19 protein-coding genes are annotated in these 26,432 nt (G+C 63.4%); 12 read left to right on the top strand and 7 right to left on the bottom strand.

The genetic code is table 11. The features are described from left to right. Nucleotides 1-85: 85 nt before the first annotated feature. Genes EOA78_RS16830 through EOA78_RS16815 form a run of 4 tightly spaced genes read right to left on the bottom strand, consistent with a single transcriptional unit; the run spans nt 86 to nt 3,842 of the window. The gene (locus EOA78_RS16830) at nt 86-1,126 is read right to left on the bottom strand and encodes a DUF3445 domain-containing protein (protein WP_127316099.1); all 1,041 of its coding nucleotides are present in this window, start codon (nt 1,124-1,126) and stop codon (nt 86-88) included. Nucleotides 1,127-1,135: 9 nt separating this feature from the next. After that, nucleotides 1,136-2,101 (bottom strand): PDR/VanB family oxidoreductase, encoded by a 966-nt coding sequence (locus tag EOA78_RS16825; RefSeq protein WP_127316098.1) that lies wholly within the window; start codon nt 2,099-2,101, stop codon nt 1,136-1,138. Further along, nucleotides 2,098-2,694 carry a dimethylamine monooxygenase subunit DmmA family protein gene (locus EOA78_RS16820; RefSeq protein ID WP_127316097.1) on the bottom strand — a complete coding sequence of 199 codons (597 nt, stop codon included), beginning with the start codon at nt 2,692-2,694 and terminating at the stop codon, nt 2,098-2,100. Before EOA78_RS16820 ends, EOA78_RS16825 begins: the two co-directional genes overlap by 4 nt. Before the next feature lie 14 nt (nt 2,695-2,708). Next, nucleotides 2,709-3,842 carry an aminomethyltransferase family protein gene (locus EOA78_RS16815; RefSeq protein WP_127316096.1) on the bottom strand — a complete coding sequence of 378 codons (1,134 nt, stop codon included), beginning with the start codon at nt 3,840-3,842 and terminating at the stop codon, nt 2,709-2,711. A gap of 167 nt (nt 3,843-4,009) precedes the next feature. On the opposite strand from EOA78_RS16815, the gene EOA78_RS16810 reads away from it, so the two are divergent. From EOA78_RS16810 to EOA78_RS16755, 12 genes are all read left to right on the top strand, one after another. Then, the gene (locus EOA78_RS16810; RefSeq protein WP_127316095.1) at nt 4,010-5,407 is read left to right on the top strand and encodes an ammonium transporter; all 1,398 of its coding nucleotides are present in this window, start codon (nt 4,010-4,012) and stop codon (nt 5,405-5,407) included. Between the two features lie 22 nt (nt 5,408-5,429). Then, entirely contained in the window at nt 5,430-5,648 is a 219-nt protein-coding gene (locus tag EOA78_RS16805; protein WP_127316094.1) for a hypothetical protein, read from the top strand. Nucleotides 5,649-5,780: 132 nt separating this feature from the next. Further along, entirely contained in the window at nt 5,781-6,677 is an 897-nt protein-coding gene (locus EOA78_RS16800) for a glutamine amidotransferase family protein (protein WP_127316093.1), read from the top strand. Nucleotides 6,678-6,681: 4 nt separating this feature from the next. After that, on the top strand, nt 6,682-7,413 hold the full coding sequence (locus tag EOA78_RS16795) for a GXGXG domain-containing protein (RefSeq protein ID WP_127316092.1): 732 nt from the start codon (nt 6,682-6,684) through the stop codon (nt 7,411-7,413). 6 nt (nt 7,414-7,419) lie between these two features. Then, a complete protein-coding gene (locus EOA78_RS16790; protein ID WP_127316091.1) occupies nt 7,420-8,748 on the top strand; it encodes an FMN-binding glutamate synthase family protein in 1,329 nt (442 codons plus the stop codon). A gap of 47 nt (nt 8,749-8,795) precedes the next feature. Beyond that, nucleotides 8,796-10,103, top strand: coding sequence for a type III glutamate--ammonia ligase (gene glnT / locus EOA78_RS16785; RefSeq protein WP_127316090.1), 1,308 nt, complete (start codon nt 8,796-8,798; stop codon nt 10,101-10,103). Between the two features lie 92 nt (nt 10,104-10,195). Beyond that, entirely contained in the window at nt 10,196-11,449 is a 1,254-nt protein-coding gene (locus EOA78_RS16780; RefSeq protein WP_127316089.1) for a sarcosine oxidase subunit beta family protein, read from the top strand. A 16-nt stretch (nt 11,450-11,465) separates the two neighbouring features. After that, the gene (locus EOA78_RS16775) at nt 11,466-11,741 is read left to right on the top strand and encodes a sarcosine oxidase subunit delta (RefSeq protein WP_127316088.1); all 276 of its coding nucleotides are present in this window, start codon (nt 11,466-11,468) and stop codon (nt 11,739-11,741) included. Continuing rightward, nucleotides 11,741-14,725, top strand: coding sequence for a sarcosine oxidase subunit alpha (locus EOA78_RS16770; RefSeq protein ID WP_127316087.1), 2,985 nt, complete (start codon nt 11,741-11,743; stop codon nt 14,723-14,725). Before EOA78_RS16775 ends, EOA78_RS16770 begins: the two co-directional genes overlap by 1 nt. Continuing rightward, nucleotides 14,718-15,347 carry a sarcosine oxidase subunit gamma family protein gene (locus EOA78_RS16765; protein ID WP_127316086.1) on the top strand — a complete coding sequence of 210 codons (630 nt, stop codon included), beginning with the start codon at nt 14,718-14,720 and terminating at the stop codon, nt 15,345-15,347. The genes EOA78_RS16770 and EOA78_RS16765 overlap by 8 nt, the downstream gene beginning before the upstream one ends. A gap of 305 nt (nt 15,348-15,652) precedes the next feature. Further along, nucleotides 15,653-18,022 carry an aminomethyltransferase family protein gene (locus EOA78_RS16760; protein WP_127316085.1) on the top strand — a complete coding sequence of 790 codons (2,370 nt, stop codon included), beginning with the start codon at nt 15,653-15,655 and terminating at the stop codon, nt 18,020-18,022. A gap of 363 nt (nt 18,023-18,385) precedes the next feature. Beyond that, complete coding sequence (locus EOA78_RS16755) at nt 18,386-20,095, top strand: APC family permease (protein ID WP_127316084.1); 1,710 nt, start codon at nt 18,386-18,388, stop codon at nt 20,093-20,095. A gap of 166 nt (nt 20,096-20,261) precedes the next feature. On the opposite strand, the gene EOA78_RS16750 is transcribed toward EOA78_RS16755, so the two are convergent. From EOA78_RS16750 to EOA78_RS16740, 3 genes are all read right to left on the bottom strand, one after another. Next, nucleotides 20,262-21,755: an aldehyde dehydrogenase family protein gene (locus EOA78_RS16750; protein WP_127316083.1), complete on the bottom strand. Its 1,494-nt coding sequence runs from the start codon at nt 21,753-21,755 to the stop codon at nt 20,262-20,264. Nucleotides 21,756-21,822: 67 nt separating this feature from the next. Then, nucleotides 21,823-24,969 (bottom strand): efflux RND transporter permease subunit, encoded by a 3,147-nt coding sequence (locus tag EOA78_RS16745; RefSeq protein WP_127316082.1) that lies wholly within the window; start codon nt 24,967-24,969, stop codon nt 21,823-21,825. A gap of 248 nt (nt 24,970-25,217) precedes the next feature. Continuing rightward, nucleotides 25,218-26,378, bottom strand: a complete 1,161-nt coding sequence (locus EOA78_RS16740) for an efflux RND transporter periplasmic adaptor subunit (protein ID WP_164783790.1) — start codon at nt 26,376-26,378, stop codon at nt 25,218-25,220. Between the last annotated feature and the right edge of the window lie 54 nt (nt 26,379-26,432).

Raw genomic sequence — 26,432 nt, 5'->3', positions numbered from 1 at the left:
CCTCAAGCCCTGGGTTCCTCTCCCCCGCTAACGGGGGCGAGGAACCCAGGGCTTGAGGGGCGGCACAAACAGAGCAGGCGGAAAACTAATCCGGCCCAAACCCCGGCGATGTCGGGCTGCCATCATCCAGCTTCGACAGCCATTCGACCAGCGTCGGGCGGTAACGCGTCAGGCCTTTGTAATTGGCGAGCTCGTCGGGAAGGTCGCGGATGACGCGGTGCAGGCGCCGCGCCCATTTGGGCTGCGTCACCAGTTCATCCATCTTGATCAGGTAGCAGCGGATCGGGAAGACGATGCCGTTCGAGCGCGGCAGCCGCCAGAAGCTCTGCAATTCGACACGCAGATGGACCTTGTCACCAACGTTTTCGGGCGTCACCGTCGCCCGGTCCGGGCCCCATTTGTGATAATTTTCCGGACTGGTGTCGAGGCGCGGATTGATCGTCATCGTCCAGTTCAGCCGCCGCGCCGGCTTGCCTTGCTGAATGTTGGTGAGGAATTTCAGCGCCCGGGTGAATATGCCCTTCTCATGCGCCAGCGGCACCGGCGCGTGCCACTCGAAGAAGTTCATGCCGATGTCGAAATCGAGCGACCAGTCGGCCTGGGTGGTGACCATGCCGGCATCCATCCACAGATTGCCGTCGCGTTGGTCGAGGATGCAGAAATCGCCTTGTGATTGGCGCGTGATGTATTCCATCGGCCCATAGGGCAGTGTCGACACGTCGCCGAAGGTGAAGCTGTCGTCGATGCCGAGCGGCCGGTTTATCCAGCGCCAGCGGTCGCCGTCGCGCGTCAGCGTGAAATGCTCGGGATAACCGAGCGCCTGCTGTTCCATCAGGAGTTCGAGCAGGTCCCAGCCAGCCAGCGTCATGTGCGGCAGCGACTGGCAGCGCAGCGGGTCTTCCGCCAGCACCAGCGCGCGGTCCTGCATCTCGGCGACATAGTGCTCGTCGACGTCGATCAGGTTTTCGAGCACGCTGCCCTTCGGCCCCAGAACATGCGGCTCGATATTGACCGCATACATATAGCTGTCTTCGTGGAACGGGAACGGAAACCGCCTGATGTGCTCCGGGCTGTTTTTGAAGGTGAAGTCGTCGCGGAACGTTTCCTTGCGAAAGGTGATTCCCAAGCTCGCCTCCTATCTTTCCAGCACCAGCGACCTGCCTTCGAAGCGCGAGACGCAGGGCATGATCTTCTTGCCGCAACGGTGCTCTTCCTCGCTCAGCCAATGGTCGTTGTGGATGAATTTGCCGTCATGCGCGATGACGTTGGTTTCGCACTGGCCGCAGACGCCGCCGCGGCAGAGATAGGGCGGATCGACGCCGGCGGCCTCGATCGCCTCGAGCAGGCTCTGCTGCTCGCCGACGCGGATCGTCTTGCCGCTGACCGCCAGCGTCACGTCGAAGGGGGCGCCGGGCTGCGGGGCGGCGAAATGCTCGAAATGGACGGTTTCCGTCGGCCAGCCCAGCGCAGCGGCGCGGTCGCGCACCCAGCCGATCATGCCGGACGGGCCGCAGACGTAGAGATGCGTGCCGAGTGGCTGCGACGACAGCAACCGGTCGAGCTCGATGCGCTCGTCGCGGTCGTCGTGATAGAGCCTGACGCGGCGGTCATAGCTCTCTCTGAGCACATCGGCATAGGTGCCGAGCGAGGCGGTGCGGCAGGTATAATGCAGCTCGAAATTGCCGCCTTCCGCTGCCAGCTGCGCGGTCTGCGCCATAAACGGCGTGATGCCGATGCCTCCCGCCAGCATCAGATGCTTCCTGGCGCGCAGATCGAGCGAAAACAGATTGACCGGGTAGCTGATCACCATCTCCATGCCGGGCCTGACATGCCTGTGCATGAACAGCGAGCCGCCGCGGCCGACGTCGTCGCGGCGCACCGAGATCGTGTATTCGCGTGTGTCGAGCGGCGAGCCCATCAACGAATAGGGGTTGAGCCTCGTCCGCTCGCCGTCGCGCATCTCCACCACAACATGGGCGCCGCCGGAAAATGTCGGCAAAAGCTGCCCGTCGCGCCGGCGGAAGTGGAAGCGCGTGACCAATTCGTTGACCGGGACGACATCGCTCACCACGACGCCAAGCTTGGTGGTGCCGGTGCTCATCGAAAGATCTCCTCCGTCGGAGGAATTTCGCTGCGGTCTTCCGCATTGATGCAGACGCCCTGGAATGCCGCGAGGCGCCTGGAATAGTGATCGCGTACCAGAAGAAGCAGGCCACAATGCGAACAGGTTGCCGGCTGCGTCGTCACGTTTTCGGTGATGCCCTTGCAGTGAACGCACTGGATGCGGCGCGCCAGCGAGCCGCGGTGCTCGGTCTGGATGGAGGTGTGGTCGATGCCGGCTTCGAGCGCCGCCTGCATGGCCTGGCCGATCAGCCCCTCGGTGCCGGCGAGATAGAGGCGCAGGCCCATATGGGCGTTGGCCAGCGTCTGCTTCAGCCGCGGCAAGGCACTGGCGAAGGAAGGCCCCTGGTAGAATTGCGCCGGCTTCAGCGCTTCGAGCGCGGCGACATGTCTACCATCCTGGCCGGGGATGAAGATGATGTGGGCATCGGCAAAGAAACCATCGGGCGCCTTGGCGCCCAGCTCTGATATCGCCAGCGCTCCTTCTGCATCCGCCACGAAAAGATGGTGCTTGCCGGGCTGCGGGGACAGGGTTCCGTAGACCGGCCGGCTGATGATGCTTTTCGCTGCCATTCTCTCAGTATGCCTCAGCCTTTCGCCGTGCGCTTGGTCTTCTTCGGATCATCGAATGGAAGCGGCTCAGCCGTCGCGCTGATGGCGCCGCTCTTGTTGCGGATCTCGAGCCTGGTGCCCTGGACGGCGCAGTCGACGTCGAGCCGGGCGATGCCCATCGATTTCTTGACCAGCGGCGAATACATGGCGCAGGTCACCACGCCGACCTTTTTACCGTCGCGATAGACCGGCGCGCCCTCGTCGGCCGGCTCCTTGCCTTCGAGCAGCACGCCGAAGATCTTGAAGCGCTCCTTGCCCTTGAGGCGGTAGTGCTCCTCGGCACCGCGAAAGCCTGTCTTGCCGGGGCTGACGGTGAAGTCGAGGCCGAGTTCCCACAGCGTATCGCCGGGGCCTTCGTTCTCGAACGGATACTTCTGCGAATTGTCGTAGGGATAGAACAAGAGGTAGCTCTCGACGCGCAGCATGTCGAGCGTGGTGAACCGGCACGGGATGATGCCGGCGCTCTTGCCTTCGTCGAGGATGGTGTCCCAGATCGTGCCGGCATCCTGGCCGCGGCAGAAGATCTCGTAGCCACGTTCGCCGGTGTAACCGGTGCGCGAGATCATCACCGGAAAACCGAACAGCCGGGTCTGCATGTGGTGGAAATAGTTGAGGTCGCGAATGCCCGGCACATGCTTTGCCAGATAGTCGACGGCTGTCGGCCCCTGCAGCGAGAGGTCGTGCAGATTGTCATCAAAACGCAGCGATACATCGCGGCCCACGGCGGCCCGCTGCAACTCCTCGTGGCCGGTGCCAGAACCGTGCACGACCATCCAGGCATTCGGGCCGGTGCGGTAGAGGATGCAGTCGTCGGTGAACTTGCCGGCCTCGTTCAGCATGCAGGCATAGGCCGACTTGCCGGGATAGATCTTTTCCACGTCGCGCGTCGTCGCCAAGTCGATCAGGTGCGAGGCATGCGGCCCGGTGATGTGGACCTTCTTCAAGCCCGACACGTCCATCAGCCCGGCCTTGGTGCGGATGGCGACATACTCCTCGTCAGCGTCCTTGTCGTAGGTCCAGGCGGTGCCCATCCCGCTCCAGTCTTCGAGCTTCGAACCGAGCGAACGATGGCGATCCGCCAAGGTCGAAAATCTCCAGGATGCGGTCATGGACTTGCTTCTCCTCACACGATTGCCGGCGTTTCGCCGCTCAAGGGCACTGAGGGCCCGGCGACGGTCCGCGCCATATTGACTCAAAACTCCAAAAGCGCGCAATACTAAGATGCAAAAAGTTTTACTCAGAGGCAAGGAACGCAACTGAACGGAGGGGACATGAAATGGAAGGGAATCTCAACGCTCTAACGACCATTTTCACGGAATTCTATTACTGGGTGACCATCGTCATGATGTTCCTGATCCATGTCGGGTTCTGCATGTACGAGGTCGGCGTGTCGCGCCGGCGCAATCATCTGAAAACGCTTATGAAGAACGCGATGGCGATCCCGCTCGTCACGATCACGTTCTATTTCTTCGGCTGGTGGATCTATTTCGGGTTCCCCAACGGGCCTGGCATCGCCGGCGGACTTGTCACCGCACCTTTCGCCGAATCGTGGAATCCGTTGATGGGCACCCACCTCTCCGGCGTCAATCCAGGCGAGACGGGAGTCACGCCTACCGACGCCGCGCTGTGGCATCGCCTCAACGGCGTGTTCTGGGGCGCCTTCCTGCTGTTTTCCATCACGACGGCGTCGATCGTCTCGGGTTCGATCATAGAACGCGCGCGCTCGGGTGCGTTCTGGATCGTCGCGGTGCTGGTCGGCTCGGTCCTGTGGATCCTCGACGCGTCCTGGGGCTGGCATCCGCAAGGCTGGATGGTGAAGCTCTGGGGCTATCATGATGCGTATGCATCGGGTGTCGTGCACGCGATCGCCGGCGGAGCGGCGCTCGCCTTCCTCATCGTGCTCGGTCCGCGCATCGGCAAATTCAAGCCCGACGGCACGGCGCGCGACATCCCGCCCCACAATGTGTGGCTGGTCACCATCGGCCTGTTCCTGATCTTTACCGGCTTCTGGGGCTTCTACGCCGCCTGCAACATTCCGCTGATCAGCCCGGCCACGATTGCCGGCCAGATCACCGGCGAGACCTGGACGGCGACCAACATCTATCTCGCGCCGACCACGCTCTCGGCGATCACCTTCAACTTCCTGATGTCGCTGTCGGGCGGTATGCTGGCCGGCTACATCGTCTCTAAAGGCGACCCCTTCTGGACATTCTCGATGGGGCTTTGCGGCATTATCTCGGCCTCAGCCGGCAATGACCTCTATCACCCGATCCAGGCACTGCTGATCGGCGCGATCGTCCCGACCATCTGCTACAAGCTGCACTATTTCGTCGAACGCCGCTTCAAGATCGACGATGCGGTCGGCGCCGTCGCCGTGCACGGTTATGGCGGCTTCCTCGGGGTCGTGGTGGCGGGCTTCATGCTGTGGGGACAGCCGTCCTCGCCCTATGAGGGCTTCGCGCACATCAACCCGGTCGGCAATTTCGCTGGTGCGGTGCTGATGTTCGTGCTCGGTTTCGTCCCCACCTTCGTGGTCTGCAAGATCCTCAACAGCATGAACCTCCTGCGCGTACCGGCGAAGGTGGAACTCGAGGGCGTCGACTTCGCCCTCAATCATGCTTTCGAGGCGTCGGTCCGCGAAGTGGGAACCGCCGAAAAGGCCATGATCAAATAGTCAACGGGCAAGGAGAACCGCAATGTCTACCAATGGAATGGAAAGCTGGGCCGTGGACCTCAAGGACGTCGGCGCGATCTACCCGTTTCAGGGTTCCGAAGTCGTGATGGTGATCATCGGCCTCGTCTTCTGGATCGGATGGCACGTCCTCCAGACGCGCCACGAGAACGCTGAGATCGAGGCCGATATGGCTGCGGATCGCACTGGAGATGAGACGAGAAAGGCGATCGACCGCCATTAAGTCGCCGCCGGGTCGTCTGGCGCGCCATTTGCGCCAGACGACTTGTCCAAGATGAAAAAAACTTTCATACGAGTTGAATTCGACTTATGAAGCTGTTAGCACCTAAATCGTACCTCATCTCGGGAGCCTGACATGTGCGGAATCGTCGGACTTTTTTTGAAGGACAAGTCGCTCGAGCCCCGGCTCGGCTCGATGCTTTCGGAGATGCTGATCTCGCTCAGCGATCGCGGTCCCGACAGCGCCGGCATCGCCATCTATGGAGCGCCATCCGGCAATGAGGCCAAGATCACCATCCAGTCGGCAAAGCCGGAGCACGATTTCCGCAATCTCGACGCTGAACTCGCCAGGGCGATCGGAACGCCGGTGAACATCGCGGTGAAATCGACGCATGCGGTGGTCAGGACCGCGCCCGACAAGATCGATGAAGTGCGCGAAACCATCCAGGCGCTGCGCCCCGATATCCGCATCATGGGCGCCGGCGACGTCGTCGAAATCTACAAGGAGGTCGGCTTGCCCGAAGCGGTCGTCGATCGTTTCGACGTGCGCAGCATGACCGGCACGCACGGCATCGGCCATACCCGCATGGCGACGGAATCGGCAGTGACGACGATGGGCGCGCATCCGTTCTCGACCGGCGCCGACCAGTGCCTGGTGCATAATGGCTCGCTGTCCAATCACAACAATGTCCGCCGCGAGCTGATCCGCGAAGGCATGAAATTCGAGACCGAGAACGACACCGAAGTCGCGGCCGCCTATCTGTCCTCGCAGATGGCGCACGGCAAGAATCTCGGCGAAGCGCTGGAAGGCACGCTGAGCGACCTCGACGGCTTCTTCACCTTCGTCGTTGGCACCAAGAACGGCTTCGGCGTTGTGCGCGACCCGATCGCCTGCAAGCCTGCCGTCATGGCCGAAACCGACCAGTATGTCGCCTTCGGCTCCGAATATCGCGCGCTCACCAAACTGCCCGGCATCGACAGTGCGAGGGTCTGGGAGCCCGAGCCCGCAACCGTCTATTTCTGGGAGCATTGAGCTCATGCCGGCAACCAACGTCTCCAAGGTACTCGACCAGAGCCATGCGTCAGGGGTGTTCGATCTAGCCGAGATGCCGCTGCGCGAGCTCAACCAGGCGCTACACAATCTGACCCCTGGTTCGAACGAGACCGCCTGGGAAGTGCTCAACCCGAAAGGCAGCCATTCGGTCGCCGTCGGCGTCGACCAGCCGATCACGATCGATGTCCGCGGCAGCGTCGGCTATTATTGCGGCGGCATGAACGACGGCAGCGCCATCACCGTGCATGGCTCGGCGGGACCCGGCGTCGGCGAAAACATGATGTCGGGCTCGATAACGGTCAAAGGCGATGCCAGCCAGTATGCCGGCGCCACCGGCAGGGGCGGGCTGCTGGTCATCGAAGGCAATGCGTCGTCGCGCTGCGGCATCTCGATGAAGGGCATCGACATCGTCGTCCATGGCAATATCGGCCACATGTCGGCCTTCATGGCGCAGTCCGGCAATCTGGTGGTGCTGGGCGACGCCGGCGACGCGCTCGGCGATTCCATCTACGAGGCGCGGCTGTTCGTGCGCGGCAAGGTCGGCAGCCTCGGCGCCGACTGCATCGCCAAGGAGATGCGGCCAGTGCATCTGGAATTCCTGCAGGGCCTGCTCGACCGTGCCGGCGTGACCGGCGTGAAGGCGGCGGAATTCACGCGTTACGGTTCGGCGCGAACGCTCTACAATTTCAACATCGACAACGCCGACGCGTATTGAGGCTCAATGACCTATCGCAACCCGCCGACGACGCCGCGCAAATCCGCGACCTTCGATGACTACACGCTTTCCGAGATCCGCCGCGCCGCGGCGACCGGCATCTATGACATCCGCGGCGCCGGCGCCAAGCGCAAGCTTCCGCATTTCGACGACCTGCTGGTGCTCGGCGCCTCGATTTCGCGCTATCCGCTGGAAGGCTATCGCGAGCGCTGCGACACCAGCGTGGTGCTGGGTTCGCGCCATGCGAAAAAGCCAATCGAGCTGAAAATCCCCATCACCATCGCCGGCATGAGTTTTGGCTCGCTGTCCGGCCCGGCGAAGGAAGCGCTCGGCCGCGGCGCGACGCTGTCGGGCACCTCGACGACCACCGGCGACGGCGGCATGACCGAGGAAGAGCGCGGCCATTCCAAGACGCTCGTCTACCAGTATCTGCCATCGCGCTACGGCATGAACCCGCGCGACCTGCGCCGGGCGGATGCGATCGAGATCGTCATCGGCCAGGGCGCCAAGCCCGGCGGCGGCGGCATGCTGCTCGGCCAGAAGATCTCCGACCGGGTCGCCGAAATGCGCACGCTGCCGAAGGGTATCGACCAGCGCTCGGCCTCGCGCCATCCCGACTGGACCGGGCCCGACGATCTCGAGATCAAGATCCTGGAGCTGCGCGAAATCACCGACTGGGAAAAGCCGATCTACGTCAAGGTCGGCGGCGCGCGGCCCTATTACGATACAGCCCTTGCGGTGAAGGCGGGCGCCGACGTGGTCGTGATCGACGGCATGCAGGGCGGCACCGCCGCAACCCAGGAGGTGTTCATCGAGAATGTCGGCCAGCCGACGCTTGCCTGCATCAGGCCGGCAGTGCAGGCCCTGCAGGATCTCGGCATGCACCGCAAGGTGCAGCTGATCATCTCAGGCGGCATCCGCAACGGCGCCGATGTCGCCAAGGCGCTGGCGCTCGGGGTCGACGCGGTGTCGATCGGCACCGCCGCACTTGTCGCGCTCGGCGACAACGACCCGCGCTGGGAGGCGGAATACAACGAGCTCGGCACCACCGCCGGCGCTTATGATGATTGGCACGAGGGACGCGATCCGGCTGGCATCACCACGCAAGACCCCGAGCTAATGAAACGGCTCGATCCGATAGCGGCCGGGCGACGGCTGGCCAACTACCTGAAGGTGATGACGCTGGAGGCGCAGACGATCGCGCGCGCCTGCGGCAAGAACAGCCTGCACAATCTCGAGCCCGAGGATCTCGTCGCGCTGACGATCGAAGCCGCCGCCATGGCCGGCGTACCGCTGGCCGGCACCAACTGGATACCGGGGAAGAACGGCTTCTAAGATATAAGATATCAAACCACCAAGAATACCATAAGCGAGGAACTACAATGGGGAACGATCTCGCCGCCTTTGCCAAAGAGAACGGCGTCAAATATTTCATGATTTCCTACACCGACCTGTTCGGTGGGCAGCGCGCCAAGCTGGTGCCGGCGCAAGCCATCGCCGACATGCAGAAGGACGGTGCCGGCTTTGCCGGCTTTGCCACCTGGCTCGACCTGACGCCGGCGCATCCAGACATGCTGGCGGTGCCGGATCCGGATTCGGTCATCCAGCTGCCGTGGAAACCGGAAGTCGCCTGGATTGCTGCCAATTGCGTCATGGACGAAAAATCGGTCGCCCAGGCGCCGCGCAACACGCTGAGGCGGCTGATTGACGAGGCGGCCGGCGACGGTATGCATGTCAAAACCGGCGTCGAGGCCGAGTTCTTCCTGATCTCGCCGGACGGCAAGACGATTTCCGACGAATACGACACGGCGTCAAAGCCCTGCTACGACCAGCAGGCGGTCATGCGCCGCTACGATGTCATCGCCGAGATCTGCGACCACATGCTGGCACTCGGCTGGGCTCCCTACCAGAACGACCATGAGGACGCCAACGGTCAGTTCGAGATGAACTGGGCCTTCGACCATGCGCTGGCGACCGCCGACAAACATTCCTTCTTCAAGTTCATGGTCAAATCCGTGGCTGAAAAGCACGGCCTGCGCGCCACCTTCATGCCGAAGCCATTCCCCGGCCTGACCGGCAATGGCTGCCATGCCCACATCTCGGTGTGGGACAAGGACGGCAAGACCAATGTCTTTGCCGACAACGCCATGGAGCTCGGCCTGTCGGCGAAGGGCAAGAATTTTCTCGGCGGCATCATGAAGCATGCCTCAGCACTTGCCGCGATCACCAACCCGACGGTCAATTCCTACAAGCGCATCAATGCGCCGCGCACCATTTCGGGCGCCACCTGGGCGCCGAACTCGGTGACCTGGACCGGCAACAACCGCACCCATATGGTGCGCGTGCCCGGCCCCGGCCGTTTCGAGCTGCGCCTGCCCGACGGCGCGGCAAACCCTTATCTGCTGCAGGCGGTCATCATCGCCGCCGGCCTCGACGGCATCCGCTCGAAGGCCGATCCGGGCAAGCGCTACGACATCGACATGTACCAGTTCGGCCATACGGTGGAGGGCGCGCCGAAGCTGCCGCTCAACCTGCTCGACGCCTTGCGCGAGTTCGACAACGACAAATCGCTCAAGGCGGCGCTGGGTGAGGAATTCTCGTCGGCTTATCTAAAGCTCAAGCACCAGGAATGGAATTCCTATGCTTCCCACTTCACCCAGTGGGAGCGTGACCACACGCTGGATATCTAAAGCATCGGACCGAAAAGTGTGAGGCGGTTTTCGGATGATTCCGATGCGTCAAGAAAGGTCCTGCGTGGCGCGAGCGATCTCGGAATAGATTTATGAAATACTCGATCTTCTCGCTCGCCCGCGCCGCATTTTCCGGCCACAAGACCTGGCAGCGCACATGGCGCGACGCCAGCCCGAAGGATCACTACGACGTGGTGATCATCGGCGGTGGCGGCCACGGCCTGGCGACGGCGTGGTTCCTGGCCGGCGAATACGGCATGCGGAATGTCGCCGTGCTGGAAAAGGGCTGGATCGGCTCCGGCAATGCCGGCCGCAACACCACCATCATCCGCTCCAATTACGGGCTGCCCGGCAATACCGGCTTCTACGAACTGTCGATGAAGCTGTGGGAGCGCATGGAGCAGGATCTCAACTACAACACGATGGTCAGCCAGCGCGGCGTCATCAACCTCTACCACTCCGATGCGCAGCGCGACGCCTATGCGCGGCGCGGCAACACGATGCGCATCAACGGCATCGATGCCGAGCTGCTCGACCTGGCGGCGGTCAAGAAGATGATGCCGTTCCTGAACTTCGACAATGCACGCTTTCCCGTGCAAGGCGGCCTGCTGCAGCGGCGCGGCGGCACGGCGCGCCACGACGCGGTGGTCTGGGGCTACGCCCATGCGGCGAGCGCGCTCGGCGTCGACATCATCCAGAATTGCGAGGTGACAGGTTTTTCGCGCGACGCCAACGGCAAGGTGACCGGCGTCGAGACTTCGCGCGGCAAGATCGGCGCCGACAAGGTCGGCATGGCCGTCGCCGGCAGTTCGTCGCGCGTCGCGGCGATGGCTGGACTGCGCCTGCCGATCGAAAGCCATGTGCTGCAGGCCTTCGTCTCCGAGGCGATCAAGCCGCTGATCCCCAACGTCATGACCTTCGGCGCCGGCCATTTCTATGTCAGCCAGTCCGACAAGGGCGGGCTGGTCTTCGGCGGCGACATAGACGGCTACAATTCCTATGCCCAGCGCGGCAACATGCCGGTCATGGAAGATGTCTGCGAGGGCGGCATGGCGCTGATGCCGATGATCGGCCGCGTGCGCCTCTTGCGCCAGTGGGGCGGCATCATGGACATGTCGATGGACGGTTCGCCGATCATCGACAAGACGCCGGTGGACGGGCTCTACCTCAATGCCGGCTGGTGCTATGGCGGCTTCAAGGCGACGCCCGGCTCCGGCCTCGTCTTTGCCCATCTTCTGGCCCGCGACGAACCACACAAGGAGGCGGCGCGCTTCCGCCTCGACCGGTTCCGGCGGGGTGCTGTGATCGATGAAAAGGGCGTCGGCGCCCAACCGAACCTGCACTGAGGACGGTCCACAAAGCATGCGTATTGTCTGTCCCTTCTGCGGCGAACGCGAACTCGGCGAGTTCAGCTATCTGGGTGACGCCAAGCCGGTGCGTCCGGCAGCCGGCGCCCCGGAGGACGACGTCGTCGACTATGTCTATCTGCGCGACAACATTGCCGGTGCGATGAGCGAACATTGGTACCATGCTGGCGGCTGCCGGGCCTGGCTGAAGATCACCCGCAACACGCTGACACATGAGATTTCCTCGGTCGAGCCGGCGGCGGGCGCTGGCGCTGCAAAGGTTGGCGCCTGATGGTTAGTCACGCGCAGACGCACCGGCTGGAGAGCGGAGGTCTCATCGATCGCTCGGCGCCGCTGAATTTTCGCTTCGACGGCAAAACCTTTGCCGGCTTCCAAGGCGACACGCTTGCCTCGGCGCTGATCGCCAATGGCGTCAAGCTGGTCGGCCGCTCGTTCAAATACCACCGTCCGCGCGGCATTCTGACATCAGGCTCGGAAGAACCCAACGCGCTGGTCGAACTGCGCACGGGCGCTCGCCGGGAACCGAACACCAAAGCGACCACGACCGAGCTCTATGACGGTCTCGAAGCCGCCAGCCAAAACCGCTGGCCGTCGCTGCGCCACGACCTGATGGCGGTGAACCAGCTGTTCTCACCGATCTTCGTCGCCGGCTTCTACTACAAGACCTTCATGTGGCCGGCGAAATTCTGGGAAGCGATCTACGAGCCGGCGATCCGCCGCGCCGCAGGGCTTGGACGCGCAGCTGGCGTCGCCGATCCCGACCATTACGACAAGGCGTGGGCGTATTGCGACGTACTGATCGCCGGCTCCGGCCCAGCCGGGCTGTCGGCAGCGCTCGCCGCGGGGCGCTGCGGCGGCCGCGTCATCCTGTGCGAGGAGGATTTTGCGCTCGGCGGCCGCCTGCTTGCCGACGGCGGCACGATCGACGGCATGCCGGCGGCCGAATGGATCTCCCGCACCCTGGCCGAACTCGCCACCCTGCCCGACGTCCGCATCATGACCCGCACGACGCTGTTCGGCGTCTATGATGGCGGGACTTACGGGGCAATCGAACGGGTCAACGATCATCTGCCCTCCCCGCCCGAACATCAGGTGCGCCAGCGACTCTGGCGGATCGTAGCCAAACGCTGTGTCGTCGCCGCCGGCGCAATCGAACGGCCAATCGTCTTTGCCGGCAACGACACGCCCGGCGTGATGATGGCTTCGGCGATGCGGACTTATGTCGCGCGCTATGCGGCGACCCCTGCGAAGAGGATCGCCCTGTTCACCAACAATGAGGATGGCTGGCGCACGGTCGAGACCGCGCTTGGCGCCGGATTGCAGATCGCGGCGGTCGTCGATGCTCGCCCAGACGTGTCCGCCGCGCATCGCGCGCTTGCCGCCAAAGCCGGCTTTCCCGTGCTGAACGGTTCGGTCGCCGGTGTCGAAGGCGGCAAGGACGGTGTCAGGAAAATCTCGATATCGCTCACCGGCGGCGCACGCGCCGAAGTCGAGGCCGACGGGCTTGCCGTTTCCGGCGGCTGGAACCCGGCGGTCGGGCTGACGTCCTACCATCGCGGCCGGCCGAAATGGCAGGACGATATATCGGCATTCGTGCCGGACAGCGCCCCTCCGGGCATGGTGGCCGTCGGTGCTGCCTACGGCGCCTTCGGCCTCGGCGCATGCCTGAGCCAAGGGTTTGCCGCCGGTGCGGCAGCGGCACAAAGTGCCGGACACAACGGCAATGCCGGCACGCCGCCAGTCGCCGACGACGAGGCTTTTTCGCTGACTCCGCTCTGGCATGTCGCAGGCAAAGGCAAAGCCTTTGTCGACTACCAGCATGATGTCACCGCTTCGGACATCGAATTGGCGCAGCGCGAAGGTTTTGAATCGGTCGAGCATCTGAAACGCTATACGACGCTCGGCATGGCCACCGACCAGGGCAAGACCTCGAACGTCGCCGGCCTCGCCATCCTGGCGGCGGTATCGGGCAAATCCATTCCCGAGACCGGCACGACGATCTACCGTCCGCCCTATGTGCCGGTCGCCATCGGCGCCTTCGCCGGCCATCATCGCGATGAGAACTTCCATGCGACAAGGCTGACGCCATCGCATCACTGGGCAGCAGAACAGGGCGCGGTGTTCGTCGACACCGGCCTGTGGAAGCGCGCGCAATGGTATCCGCGCGCCGGCGAGAAGGACTGGCTGGAATCGGTCACTCGCGAGGTCAAGGCGGTGCGCTCTGGCGTCGGCTTCTGCGACGTCTCGACGCTTGGCAAGATCGACGTGCACGGCCCGGATGCCGGCGCCTTCCTCGATCGCGTCTACATCAACACCTTCTCCAATCTTGCTGTGGGAAAAGCGCGCTACGGGCTGATGCTGCGGGAGGACGGCATGGTCTATGACGACGGCACCACGTCGCGGCTGGCCGAGGACCATTATTTTCTGACCACCACCACCGCCAAAGCCGGGCCGGTGATGCAGCACCTCGAATTCTGCCGGCAGGTGCTGTTTCCTCAACTCGACGTGCAACTGACATCCGTCTCCGACCAGTGGGCGCAATTCTCGATCGCCGGGCCGAAGACCCGGGAACTGCTTCGCGAAATTGTCGATCCGGCCGAGGATTTGTCGAACGAGGCATTTCCGTTCATGGGCGCGCGGGAGGTATCCCTTCGCGGCGGCATCGGGGCGCGCCTGTTCCGTATCTCGTTCTCCGGCGAGATGGCGTTCGAGATTTCCGTTCCCGCCCGCTGCGGCGACGCGCTGGCGCGCAATTTGATGCTGGCCGGCAAACAATTTGGCGTGACGCCTTATGGCACCGAGGCGCTCGGCGTCATGCGCATCGAAAAGGGCCATGTCGCCGGACCGGAGCTGAATGGCACGACGACGGCCGCCGACCTCGGGCTCGGCAAGATGATGTCGACCAAGAAGGATTTTATCGGCCGCGTCATGGCTGGGCGCGAGGCGCTGGCGGCAGCGGATCGGCAGGTCGTGGTTGGCATCAAGCCGACCGACAAGAAGCGCCGCCTGCGCTCCGGCGCACATGTCATTCCGAAGGGCGAGATACCGGGTTCCGCCAACGATCAGGGCTATGTCACGTCGGTCTGCTTCTCGCCGACGCTCGACCAGTGGATTGGGCTGGCGCTTGTCGAGCGCGGCCGCGAGCGGATCGGCGAGATCGTCCATGCGCATGACCCGCTCCGCGGCGAAGACTACGATGTCGAGCTGTGCAATCCCGTCTTTTACGATCCGGATGGAGGGCGCCAGCGTGGCTGAATTTTCGTGGCTTCCCCGCAGTCCGCTGGAGCACGCGCTTGTTGCGGGCGCTTATGGCGAGCGCGAGGTCGCGCCGGGCATTTTCCTCACTGAAGTTCGCAACTTCGACTTGATCCAGGTGATGGCACGGCGCGGCAAAGGGGCGGAACTGGCAAGCGCCACCCCAGCCCGTTTCGGCTTGGCGGCTCCGGATGTGCCGAAGGCGGTCAGCGCTTCGGACGTGATGCTCATCTGGTCGGGACCGGATCAGTTCCTCGTCCTGTCGAAGGGCGGTAAGTACACGATAAACACATTGAGCCAAGCGTTTTCGCAATCCGCCTCGCTGTCGGACCAGTCGCATGCGCGCGCCTGGATCAGCGTCTCGGGAGCCAAGGCGCGCACCATGTTGGCGAAATTGTCGTCGATCGATCTGCACCCGACGGCGTTTCCGATCGGCGCCGCTGCCGCGACGTCCATCGACCATACCAGCGTCAATCTCTGGCGTGGCGATGACAGGCCTGATGGGCAGGCGGTGTTCAATCTTCTGGTGTTTGCAACCTTCGCCGAAAGCCTGTGGCACACGATGCTCGACGCGGCCGCCGAATACGGCGTCGACATCCGTTACTTAGAGGAGTTGGCTTAGCCCGCCTTCCCTTCTCCCCTCGTGGGAGAAGGTGGATTGGCGCGTAGCGCCAAGAAGGTTGAGGGGTGTTGGAAGAAATCCGGTGTCAAAGAATCAAATGATTTCTGGGCGCTTACATCCTGACCGTTGCGATCCGCCAGCACCCCTCATCCGGACCGAGCTGCGCTCGGCCACCTTCTCCCACAGGGGGAGAAGGGAGAGCCGCACCTAGTCGGCCCGCCTTGCCAAAACTGCAAGCACTGCTATTCTTGCCGCTAAAATAATTTCACGTACAGGCAAACCTGTTTCTCGAAACCGGGGTTGAGATGAGCCAGTCGCCCTACCCCGCCGTCGCCGCCGGACCGCCCCGGCCGAGCCTGATCCTGCGGCCCGGCCAGATGGCGCTGCCGGCTGGCATGGAGCGCTACCATGTGCGAGGCAATGGCGCGGTGCTCATCGACGTCGAGGCCGGCGACACGATCAGCGTGCGCAATGTCGAAGGCGGGCAGGCCTGCGAGCTTCTGGCATGGGACAAGACCGGCGCGACCGATGCCGGCATTTTCGGCGAGAAATCGAACAGCAACGCCGCCGGCATCAAGGCGCTGCTGGCCGATGGCGACGATAGCCTCGCCGCACTGCGCCTTGGGCTGCAGCGACGCCAGGTGCAGCTGGATCAGGCAAAGACGGTTCGCGTCTTCGGTGGCGCCACCCCTGCCGGCACCGAACAGAGTTTTACCGTAGCCCGCAATGGCTCGATGCTCATCGCCGCCCCAAGTGGGCCGATGCCGGTCGACGGCCATGACACGGCGACGCCGCTCAGCATCATTGTGCGGCGCGCCACCATTCGCCCGGCGGCGAAGTCCAGGCTTGGCGACCCGCTGGCCGATCCAGTGCTCGATTTGCGCGTCCATTCGGCGACCGCCGAATCCTACTTCGTCAAAGCTGGCGACTATATGCAGATCATCGATGTCGACGGGCGCCAATGCACGGACTTCCAGTGCTTTTCGGCGCGCAAGCTCGACAAGGGACGCGACCATCCGCTCGACGTGACGACGACCCGTACGCTGATGGGTTCGAGCTATCCGATGCCTGGCCTGCACTCGAAATATTACGACCAGGACATGGAGCCGCTGGTCGAAGTGGTGCAGGACACATGCGGCCGGCATGATGCCTTCGCGCTCGCCTGCGCCGCCAAATATTACGACGACATCGGCTATCCCGGTCATCCCAACTGCTCGGAGAATTTCAACCGTGCGCTGTCGGACAAGGGGGTGAGACCCCGCGCCGGCTGGATGGCGATCAACTTCTTCTTCAACACCGCGATCGACGCGCATGGCGTCATGGTTTCCGACGAGCCGTGGTCGCGGCCGGGCGACTATGTGCTGCTGCGCGCCTTGACCGACATCGTCTGTGTCTCGTCGGCCTGCCCCGACGACACGACACCGGCCAATGGCTGGAACCTCACCGACATCCACGTGAGGACCTATTCCGGCCAGCACAAATTCTCGCGAGCGATCGCCAGACGCATGACGCCCGATTCGGAACCGAAAATGACCCGCGAGACCGCTTTTCATTCCAGCTTTGCCAAGCACACCCGCAACTTCGTCGAGTACAGGGGCTATTGGCTGGCCAATTCCTTCGCCAAGGAGGGCCCGATCGATGAATACTGGGCTTGCCGGCAGGATGCCGTGATCATGGACCTGTCGCCGCTGCGCAAGTTCGAGGTCACCGGCCCGGATTCCGAAGCGCTGCTGCAATACACGCTGACCCGCGACATCAAGAAACTCGGCGTCGGCCAGGTGGTCTATTCCGCCATGTGCTATGAGCATGGCGGCATGATTGATGACGGCACGCTGCTGAGGCTCGGCAAGGATAATTTCCGCTGGGTCGGCGGCGACGACCTTTCCGGCGAGTGGCTGCGCGAGACGGCGACAAAACTCGGCCTCAACGTGCTGGTGCGCTCGTCGACGGATCAGATGCACAATGTCGCCGTGCAAGGACCGAAGAGCCGCGACATCCTGAAGGAGATCATCTGGACTTCGCCGCTGCAGCCGTCGATCGAGGAGCTCGAATGGTTCCGTTTCGCCGTCGCCCGCATCGGCGGCGGCAACGGCATTCCGGTCGTCGTCTCGCGCACCGGCTACACCGGCGAACTCGGTTACGAGATCTGGTGCCATCCTCGTGACGGCGAGAAGGCGTTCGACGCTATCTGGGAGGCCGGCCAGCCGCACAGCTTGAAGCCGATGGGGCTGCAGGCGCTCGACATGGTGCGCATCGAGGCCGGGCTGATCTTCGCCGGCTACGAATTTTCCGACCAGACCGATCCGTTCGAGGCCGGCATCGGCTTCACCGTGCCGCTGAAGACCAAGACCGACGATTTCATCGGCCGCGAGGCGCTGATCCGGCGCAAGGAAAACCCGCAGACAAAACTGGTCGGCCTCGACATCGATTCCAATGTCGCGGTCGGCCATGGCGACTGCGTCCATGTCGGCCGCGCCCAGATCGGCGTCGTCACATCGGGCATGCGCTCGCCGGTGCTGAACAAGAACATCGCGCTGGCAAGACTTGACGTAACTCATGCCGCGATCGGCACCGAGGTCGAGATCGGCAAGCTCGACGGTCATAGCAAGCGGCTGCCGGCGCGCGTCGTGCCCTTCGCCCACTACGATCCGCAAAAGAGCAGACCGCGCTCCTGATAGCAGCAGCCGCCCTTGCCTTCTCCCCTTGTGGGAGAAGGTGGATCGGCGCGCAGCGCCGAGACGGAAGAGGGGTGTTGGACGGAGCGCTGTCGGTGCCAAGCTGGAACACCCCTCATCCGACCTCGCTTCGCGAGGCCACCTTCTCCCACAAGGAGAGAAGGTAAGAGCATGTTTCACATCTGCGATGTGCACAGCTTCACAAAAAGCTTGACGTGAAAGCGTGACGCGTCAATCTTCACTGCCAAGAAAAAAATACTACTGAGCGGAAAACGCCTGAGATCGTTCAACGCGCGCGTCGGTGACGCACCGCGAGGTGTCGGTCGTCGCCGATGGGAACATCAAAATGGGGAATCCACGCATATGAGCACGATAGTCTCTGCCCTGGTGCCGCCTGCCGAAGGGCAGCTGCACCGCAATATCGATTGGCGCGGCGCCTTCTGGGTGGCAAGCGGCGTTCCCGCGCTTGTCCTGTTTTCGATCGGCGGCATTGCCGGCACGACCGGCAAGCTGGCCTTCCTGATCTGGACTGTGTCCATGATCATGGGCTTCCTGCAATCCTTTACCTATGCGGAAATCGCCGGCCTGTTTCCGAACAAGTCCGGCGGCGCCTCGATCTATGGCGCCACCGCCTGGCTGCGTTATTCCAAGTTCATCGCGCCGCTGTCGGTGTGGTGCAACTGGTTCGCCTGGTCGCCGGTGCTGTCGCTCGGCTGCTCGATCGCCGCCGCCTACATCCTCAACGCGCTGGCGCCGGTGCCGCTGTTTACCGACACCTCGCCGGAAGTCGCCACCTATATCGCGGCTAATGCCGGGGCGAGTGTCGCCGACGCCATCACGGCGGTGAGCGCGGCCGCGACACCAGCGATCCGCAACTGGACGCTCTACGGGCACACGCTGGGTCCGGTCTCCTTCACCTTCAATGCCACCTTCTTCATCGGCGCAGTGCTGATGCTGATCATCTTCTCCATCCAGCATCGCGGCATCCTAGGCACCGCCAACGTGCAGAAATATATCGGCCTGTTCGTCATCATTCCGATGCTGATCGTCGGCGTCGTGCCGATCATCACCGGCCAGATCAACTGGGCGAACTTTTCGCCGCTGGTGCCGCTGGCGGCCGCCTATGCGCCCGAGCCCGGTGCCTGGAACATCGCCGGCTGGACGCTCGTTCTCGGCGGCATGTTCATCGCCGCCTGGTCGACCTACGGTTTCGAGACCGCCGTCTGCTACACGTCGGAGTTCAAGAATCCCGGCACCGACACCTTCAAGGCGATCTTCTATTCCGGTCTGCTGTGCATGCTGCTGTTCATCCTGGTGCCGTTCACCTTCCAGGGCGTGCTCGGTTTGAACGGCATGCTGGCGACCCCGATCGTCGACGGCTCCGGCGTTGCCGACGCACTGGCCGGCATGGTCGGCGGCGGACAGCTGATCCATAGCCTTCTGGTGATGCTGATGATCCTGGCACTGGTGCTGTGCATCATGACGGCGATGGCGGGGTCCTCGCGCACGCTCTATCAGGGCTCAGTCGACGGCTGGCTGCCGCGCTATCTCAGCCATGTCAACGAGCACGGCGCCCCGACGCGGGCGATGTGGACCGACCTGATCTTCAATCTGGCCGTGCTGGCCATCGCTTCGGCCGACGCGACCAGCTTCTTCTTCATCCTCGCCGTGTCGAATTGCGGCTACATCATCTTCAACTTCCTCAACCTCAATGCCGGCTGGATCCATCGCATCGACAACGGCCATATCGCGCGGCCGTGGAAGGCACCGAGCTGGCTGCTCGGCCTCGGCGCCATCCTTGCCTATGTCAACATGATCTTCATGGGCGCCGGTGCAAAGATCTGGAACCCGATGGCGCTGTGGGCAGGACTGATCACGGCTGCCCTCATCATCCCGGTGTTCTGCTTCCGGCATTACATCCAGGACAAGGGCAAATTCCCCGACCACATGCTGGCTGATCTCGGCATGACCTCATCCGATCTCGCCGTCAGAAAGGCGGGCATCCTGCCCTACCTGACGCTGATCGCCGGCGTCGTGGTGATGCTGCTCGCCAATTGGCTGTTCGTCATCTGACCTCCGCCTCAAAGGTTGAGCGCGCGATGCGCGCTCGATCCCCTTGTACGTTTGTTCTTGCTTTGTGCCGGCAGTTATGCTAGTGATTTAGCTGTAGTGCCGTTTGGCACTGATGACCCGCCGCCGAGGCGGGTTTTTTCGTTTCATGCCATATCCCGCGTGAGACTCAATCGATCCTGATGAACACGCCCTTGGTGTTGAGATACTCGTCGAGGTGCTCGGCACCGCCCTCGCGGCCGTAGCCGCTCATCTTGTAGCCGCCGAAAGGCATGGCCGGATCGATGGCGTGATAGGTGTTCACCCAGACCGAGCCAGCGCGGATTTTCCTGGAAAGCTGGTGGGCGGTGGCGAGATTTTGGGTGAAGACCCCTGCGGCAAGACCGTAGGGCGTATTGTTGGCTCGCTCGACCGCCTCGTCGAGCGTATCGAACGGCAATGCCGAGATGACCGGCCCGAAGATTTCTTCGCGCGCGATCCTCATGTCGTCCGAGACACCGGCAAAAACCGTCGGCGCGAGGAAATTGCCGGCGGCCAGCGCACCCTCCATAAGGCGTTCACCGCCGGTGACGAGGGTCGCGCCCTCCGCCGTGCCGGCCTCGAGATACGAGGCGACCCGTTGCAGCTGCTTTTCGGAGACGAGCGGGCCGATCTCGGTCGCCGGGTCGATGCCGTCGCCGATCCTGAGGCCCTTGGCATAGACCGCCAGGCGCTCGACGAACTCGTCATGGATGGAGCGTTCGACGAACAGGCGCGAGCCGGCGATGCAGATCTGGCCGGAATTGGCGAACACCGACATCGCCGCGACCGGCACCGCCCTGTCGAGATCGGCGTCGGCGCAGACGATGACCGGCGACTTGCCGCCAAGCTCCAGCGAGACGCGCTTGAGGTTGCCGGCCGAGGCGCGGACGATCGACTGACCGGTTGCCGTCGAGCCGGTGAAGACGATCTTGTCGACACCCACATGCTCGGCAAGTGCGGCACCTGCCTCGGCACCGGTGCCGGTCACGATGTTGACGACGCCTGGCGGAACGCCGGCCTCGTTCATGATGTCGGCGACCAGAAGCGGCGTCAGCGGCGCCTCTTCGGAAGGTTTCAGCACCACCGTGCAGCCCGCGGCAAGCGCCGGCCCGATCTTCCAGATCGAAGCGGCCGTCGGTGCGTTCCAGGGGATAATGGCGCCGACGACGCCGACCGGCTCCTTGCGGGTGAAGGAGACGATTTCGCCCGGCAGCGAGTTCTCGATCGTCTCGCCATGCAGGGAGGTCGCCATGCCGGCGTAGTAGCGCAGCATACCGATGACGCGGTTGCGGTTGGCCAGGGTGCGCACGATCGGCATGCCCATGTCGGTCGTGTCCGAGCGGCTGATCTCCTCCCAGTGCTTTTCGAAGAGGTCGGCGATCCTGAGGAGCAGCACCTGTCGCTCGTAGGGCTTATACCGGCTCCACGGCCCGTCGAAGGCCCTGCGCGCCGCGGCCACCGCCAGCTCGATATCATCGCGGTCGCCGCGCGGCACCGTGGCGATGACCGCGCCGGTTGCCGGATTGCGGGTCTCCATGATGCGGCCCGAACGGGCGTCGAGCCAGGCGCCATCGACGAACATCCGACGGTGGCGTCCGTCGATCGGCTGGCGCAGCGCCACCGGTGCCTGAACTATGGTCATGACGTCCTCCTCCAGCGCTCTGCCGGTGGGCGGATTTAAACCCTGGACGTCACATCTGCCAACAGCGCTATTCGGCGGCCAGAGCCAGTCGCGGCCTGTCGTCGTTTTCTGCCAGCTCCGGCTCGGCCGCCTGCTCCGCATCCTCGGCCTTCTTGCGCTCCTTGCCCAAGAACAAGGCATAGCCTGCCGGAAGGACGAGGATAGTGAGCACCGTGGCAACGAGGATGCCGCCCATCATGGCATAGGCGAGCGGGCCCCAGAAGACGCCGCGCGAGATCGGGATCAGTGCCAGGACCGCCGTCAGCGCGGTCAGCATGATCGGTCGGAAACGGCGGACCGCCGAGCCGATGATGGCCTCCGAGCGCTCCATGCCGGCCGCTATATCCTGGTCGATCTGGTCGACCAGAATGATCGAGTTGCGCATGATGATGCCGAGCAGCGCGATCACGCCGAGGATTGCGACGAAGCCGAAGGGCGCGCCACTGATCAAAAGTGCCGCCGCAGCGCCGATGATGCCGAGCGGACCGGTCGCCAGCACCAGCATCGCCTTGCCGAAATGCTGCAATTGGATCATCAGCAGCACGACGATGACGGCCAGCATGATTGGAGCTTTCGCAGCAATAGAGGCCTGGCTTTCGGCCGAATCCTCGGCGCCGCCCTGGATCTCGATGTTGTAGCCGGGCGCCAGACCGTCGCGCAGGCCTTGCATCTCGCTGTACATCTTCATGACGACATCGTTCGACTGCACGCCATCCGGCAACGTGGCACGCACGCTGATGGTCGGCAGGCGGTCGCGCCGCCACTCGACGCCTTGCTCCAGCACCGGGACCACCTTGGCGACCTGCGACAGCGGCACGAAGCCACCGAAATCCGTCGGGACAGAGACCGAGTCGACCGCCGACAGCAGGTGACGGCTTGCTTCCGGTTCGCGGGCGACGATCGAAACGGTCTCCTCGCCGTCGCGGAAATCATCGAGCGGCGCGCCCGACATGGTTGCCTGCAGCATCTGGCGGATGCGCTGCGAGGTGACGCCGAGCGCACGGGCGCGATCCTGATCGATCACCAGCTTCATCTCCGGCACCGGCTCCAGCCAGTCGTCGTGGACAGCGCCAAGCAGCGGATTTGCCTGGAACTTCGCCTTCACCTCGTCGGCGATGCGGCGCACCTCCTGGCGATCCGGACCCATGACGCGCATCTGCACCGGCCAGCCCGTGGGGGGCCCGAGGAACAGGCGGTCAACCTTGGCGCGGACCGACGGGAAATCCTCGGCCAGAATGGTGCGCAGCTTGACGATCAGCCGCTCGCGGGCCGGTTCGTCATTGGCCATCACCAGAAGCTGGGCGAAGTTCGGATTGCGAAGCTGCTGATCGAGCGGCAGGAAAAAGCGCGGCGCGCCCTCGCCGATATAGGTGGCGATGAAGCGCTTGTCCTTGTCGTCCATCATCCTGGTCTCGAGCGCCTTGGCCTGCGTCTCGACTTCCTTGATGCTGGTGCCCTCCGGCAGCCAGAGGTCGACAAGGATTTCCGGACGCGATGACTGCGGGAAGAAATTCTGCGGGATGAACTGGAACGCCCACAGGCTGGTGGCGAAGGTCACCAGCGTCATGGCCAGCACGATGATGCGGTGGCGCACGGACCAGCCGACGGTGGCGCGAAGCCGGCGGTAGAAGCGCGTGTCGAAGACATCGTGATGGTTGCCGGCGTGTTTTCGCTGCTTGAGGATCATGTGACCGAGCCACGGCGTGAAGTAGACCGCCACGAACCAGGACACGACCAGCGCGATGCCGACGACGTAGAACAGTGTGCGTACGTATTCACCGGCGGTCGAGGCCGCGAAGCCGACCGGGATGAAGCCGGCGGTGGTGATCAGCGTGCCGCTCAGCATCGGGAAGGCCGTCGAAGTATAGGCGAAGCTCGCCGCCTCGATTTTGACCAGTCCTTCCTCGAGCTTGCGCTCCATCATTTCGACGACGATCATCGCGTCGTCGACGAGCAGACCGAGCGCGATGATCAGCGCGCCGAGCGAAATGCGCTGCAGATCGATGCCGATCTCGTACATGATGGCGAAGGTGGCGGCCAGAACGAGCGGTATGGTGATCGCGATCACCAGGCCCGAACGCCAGCCGATCGTCAGGAACGAGACGACAAGCACGATCAGCAGCGCCTCGCCAAGCGCCTTCATGAACTCGCTCACCGCTTCCCGCACGACTTCCGGCTGGTCGGCGATCTGATCGACCGAAACGCCGTAAGGCAACGCTTCTTCGAAGCGGTGATAGGTCGCCTCGACCTCCTTGCCGACATCGGTGACGTTGAAGCCCTTGGCCATGACGACGCCGACCTGGACACTGTCGTGGCCGTTGAAGCGGTATTTGCGCTGATAGGGGTCTTCGAGGCCTGTGGTCACGGTTGCGATGTCGCCGAGGCGCGTCACCTGGTTGCCGGCGCGCAGGCGAAGTTCGCGGATGTCGGCCGCCTCCGTCACACTGCCTTCGACCGAGATGCGCACCGAACGCTGGCCGGTATCGACCGAGCCTGCCGGATCGACATTGTTCTGGCCCTTGATCGCGTTCTGCAGATCGGTGAGCGTCAGGCCACGCTCGGCAAGCGCCTTGGACGAAACGTCGATGTAGAGTTTTTCCGGCTGGTCGCCGATGATCACGGCCTTCTCGACGCCGGGCGTCGTCAGCAGCATGTCACGCGCCTGGATGGCTAGTTTCTTCAGCTCGGGATAGCTGTAGCCGTCGCCGCTGATCGAATGCAGGGTGATGAAAGTGTCGCCGAACTCATCGTTGAAGTAGGGCCCAAGCAGCCCTTGAGGCAGCTCATTGGCGATATCGCCGACCTTCTTGCGTACCTGGTAAAAGGCATCCGCGACCTGCGTGGGGTTGGTGTCGCCTTCCACCTGCAAGGTGATGATGGCGCTGCCGGCGCGCGTGTAGGAACGGACGAAATCGAGATGCGGCGTTTCCTGCAGCTTGCGCTCGATCTTGTTGACGACCTGGTCCTCCATCTCCTGGATCGAGGCCCCCGGCCAGACAGCCTGGACGACCATGACGCGGAAAGTGAAGTCCGGGTCTTCCTTCTGGCCCATGCGCATCAGGCCGAGCGCACCGGCAACGATGATCAGGCCGAACAGGAACCGCGCAATGCTCGGGTGCCCGATTGCCCAGCGCGAAAGATTGAAGGGCCGCTTCTCATTGGTATCGGTGGTCATAGCGCCAGTCCATTTGTCTGATCGTCAGCGCACGCACATGGCATGCCCACGGAGCTTCTAACGCTGGCTTCCGGGCGGCGAGGCTTTCCGAGCGGAGAGACACTCATCGCGGTGGGACGCGGGGATCGATGTGGGGGGTTACATCGACCTGACGTCTCGACAATCGGGCACCTGCCGCCCGGAAACCATGAACCGCTTGACCTCACGGCTTGCGCCGATGCGAGGAAAAGCCGTTTTATTCTTGGCCGTCAGCGCACGCGCTTGGCGGCGTCGCCATCGTCGTCCGCCGATGCGGACTGCTGCACCGCATCGCCGGTCAGCTTGACCTTCAGATTCTCGGTCATGAATTGCGTGCCCGCCGCAACGACGACGTCGCCGGGGTTCAATCCTTCGGCAACATGCACGCCGTCGGCGGTGAATTCGGCTACCTTGATCGGACGCGCATGGACGGTCTCGCCGTTGCGGTCCACGGTCCAGACGATCTGCTGGCCTTCCTTTTGCGCCAGCGCGCTTAACGGGATCGATACGCTCTGCGGGCTGTTGTTGGCCGCCGAAGCCTCGATGTTCGCGGTCATGCCGAGAAGCACGCGCGGATCGTTGGGCAGGCTGACGCGAACGGCAAAGGTACGCGATTGCTGATCGGCGCTGCCGGCGACTTCACGGACCTTGCCGTCGAGCGTCAGCGCATCGTCGGACCAGAAGCTTGCCTTGACGTTCTTGCCCGGCTTGAACTGGGCGATATCCATTTCCGGAACGGCGATCAGCACTTCCTTTTCGCCATCGACGGCAACGGTCACAACCGGCGTGCCGGAGCCGACCACCTGACCGACATCGGCGGTGACTGATGTGACGATACCGTTCCTGTCCGCCTTGAGGTCGGTGTAGAGGACCTGGTTCTTCGCCTGGTCAAGCGATGAGCGCGCGGAATTCCGGGTGGCGACCGCCTGATCGTAGCTGAGCGTCGCCTGTTCGAGCTGCGATTTCGACGCGAAGGTCTTGGCAAACAGCTGTTCGGCACGACGGCGGGCAAGGCCCGTTGTCTCGACCTGCCGCTCGGCGGCCTCGAGGCTGGCCTCGGCACTCTTGACCGAAAGGTCGTAGTCGGCCGGATCGATGCGGGCCAGAACGTCGCCCGGCTTCACGCGCTGACCGATGTCGACCAGGCGCTCGGTGATCTTGCCGTTGATACGGAACCCGAGATTCATCTCGGTGCGTGCGCGCACCGATCCGGAGTAGGAGAGCTCACGGGTATCGTTCGCCTTGGCGATCTCGACCACCTTGACCGGCCGGACGATGTCCTTGACTTCCACTTTTTCTTGCGAGCAACCGGCGAGCCCAAGCGCCGCGACGACGACCAGAGCCGGTCCAATAGCCGGCAGCCTGTTCATGATGGATTTGGACAAAGGCACTTGCGGTACTCCCGAACTGGAGATGGATTGTCGACGCCCTGCGGACGCCGCCGG

Origin of the sequence: Mesorhizobium sp. M5C.F.Cr.IN.023.01.1.1, assembly GCF_003997585.1 — a bacterium.
Taxonomy (GTDB): domain Bacteria; phylum Pseudomonadota; class Alphaproteobacteria; order Rhizobiales; family Rhizobiaceae; genus Mesorhizobium; species Mesorhizobium wenxiniae.
This window is presented reverse-complemented; position numbering and strand designations above follow the sequence as displayed.

Excerpts from the sequence above, each read along its gene's own strand:
- EOA78_RS16825 (WP_127316098.1), bottom strand. The coding sequence starts at position 2,101 with ATGAGCACCGGCACCACCAAGCTTGGCGTCGTGGTGAGCGATGTCGTC.
- EOA78_RS16820 (WP_127316097.1), bottom strand. The coding sequence starts at position 2,694 with ATGGCAGCGAAAAGCATCATCAGCCGGCCGGTCTACGGAACCCTGTCC.
- EOA78_RS16815 (WP_127316096.1), bottom strand. The coding sequence starts at position 3,842 with ATGACCGCATCCTGGAGATTTTCGACCTTGGCGGATCGCCATCGTTCG.
- EOA78_RS16810 (WP_127316095.1), top strand. The coding sequence starts at position 4,010 with ATGGAAGGGAATCTCAACGCTCTAACGACCATTTTCACGGAATTCTAT.
- EOA78_RS16805 (WP_127316094.1), top strand. The coding sequence starts at position 5,430 with ATGTCTACCAATGGAATGGAAAGCTGGGCCGTGGACCTCAAGGACGTC.
- EOA78_RS16800 (WP_127316093.1), top strand. The coding sequence starts at position 5,781 with ATGTGCGGAATCGTCGGACTTTTTTTGAAGGACAAGTCGCTCGAGCCC.
- EOA78_RS16795 (WP_127316092.1), top strand. The coding sequence starts at position 6,682 with ATGCCGGCAACCAACGTCTCCAAGGTACTCGACCAGAGCCATGCGTCA.
- EOA78_RS16790 (WP_127316091.1), top strand. The coding sequence starts at position 7,420 with ATGACCTATCGCAACCCGCCGACGACGCCGCGCAAATCCGCGACCTTC.
- glnT (WP_127316090.1), top strand. The coding sequence starts at position 8,796 with ATGGGGAACGATCTCGCCGCCTTTGCCAAAGAGAACGGCGTCAAATAT.
- EOA78_RS16780 (WP_127316089.1), top strand. The coding sequence starts at position 10,196 with ATGAAATACTCGATCTTCTCGCTCGCCCGCGCCGCATTTTCCGGCCAC.
- EOA78_RS16775 (WP_127316088.1), top strand. The coding sequence starts at position 11,466 with ATGCGTATTGTCTGTCCCTTCTGCGGCGAACGCGAACTCGGCGAGTTC.
- EOA78_RS16770 (WP_127316087.1), top strand. The coding sequence starts at position 11,741 with ATGGTTAGTCACGCGCAGACGCACCGGCTGGAGAGCGGAGGTCTCATC.
- EOA78_RS16760 (WP_127316085.1), top strand. The coding sequence starts at position 15,653 with ATGAGCCAGTCGCCCTACCCCGCCGTCGCCGCCGGACCGCCCCGGCCG.
- EOA78_RS16755 (WP_127316084.1), top strand. The coding sequence starts at position 18,386 with ATGAGCACGATAGTCTCTGCCCTGGTGCCGCCTGCCGAAGGGCAGCTG.
- EOA78_RS16750 (WP_127316083.1), bottom strand. The coding sequence starts at position 21,755 with ATGACCATAGTTCAGGCACCGGTGGCGCTGCGCCAGCCGATCGACGGA.
- EOA78_RS16745 (WP_127316082.1), bottom strand. The coding sequence starts at position 24,969 with ATGACCACCGATACCAATGAGAAGCGGCCCTTCAATCTTTCGCGCTGG.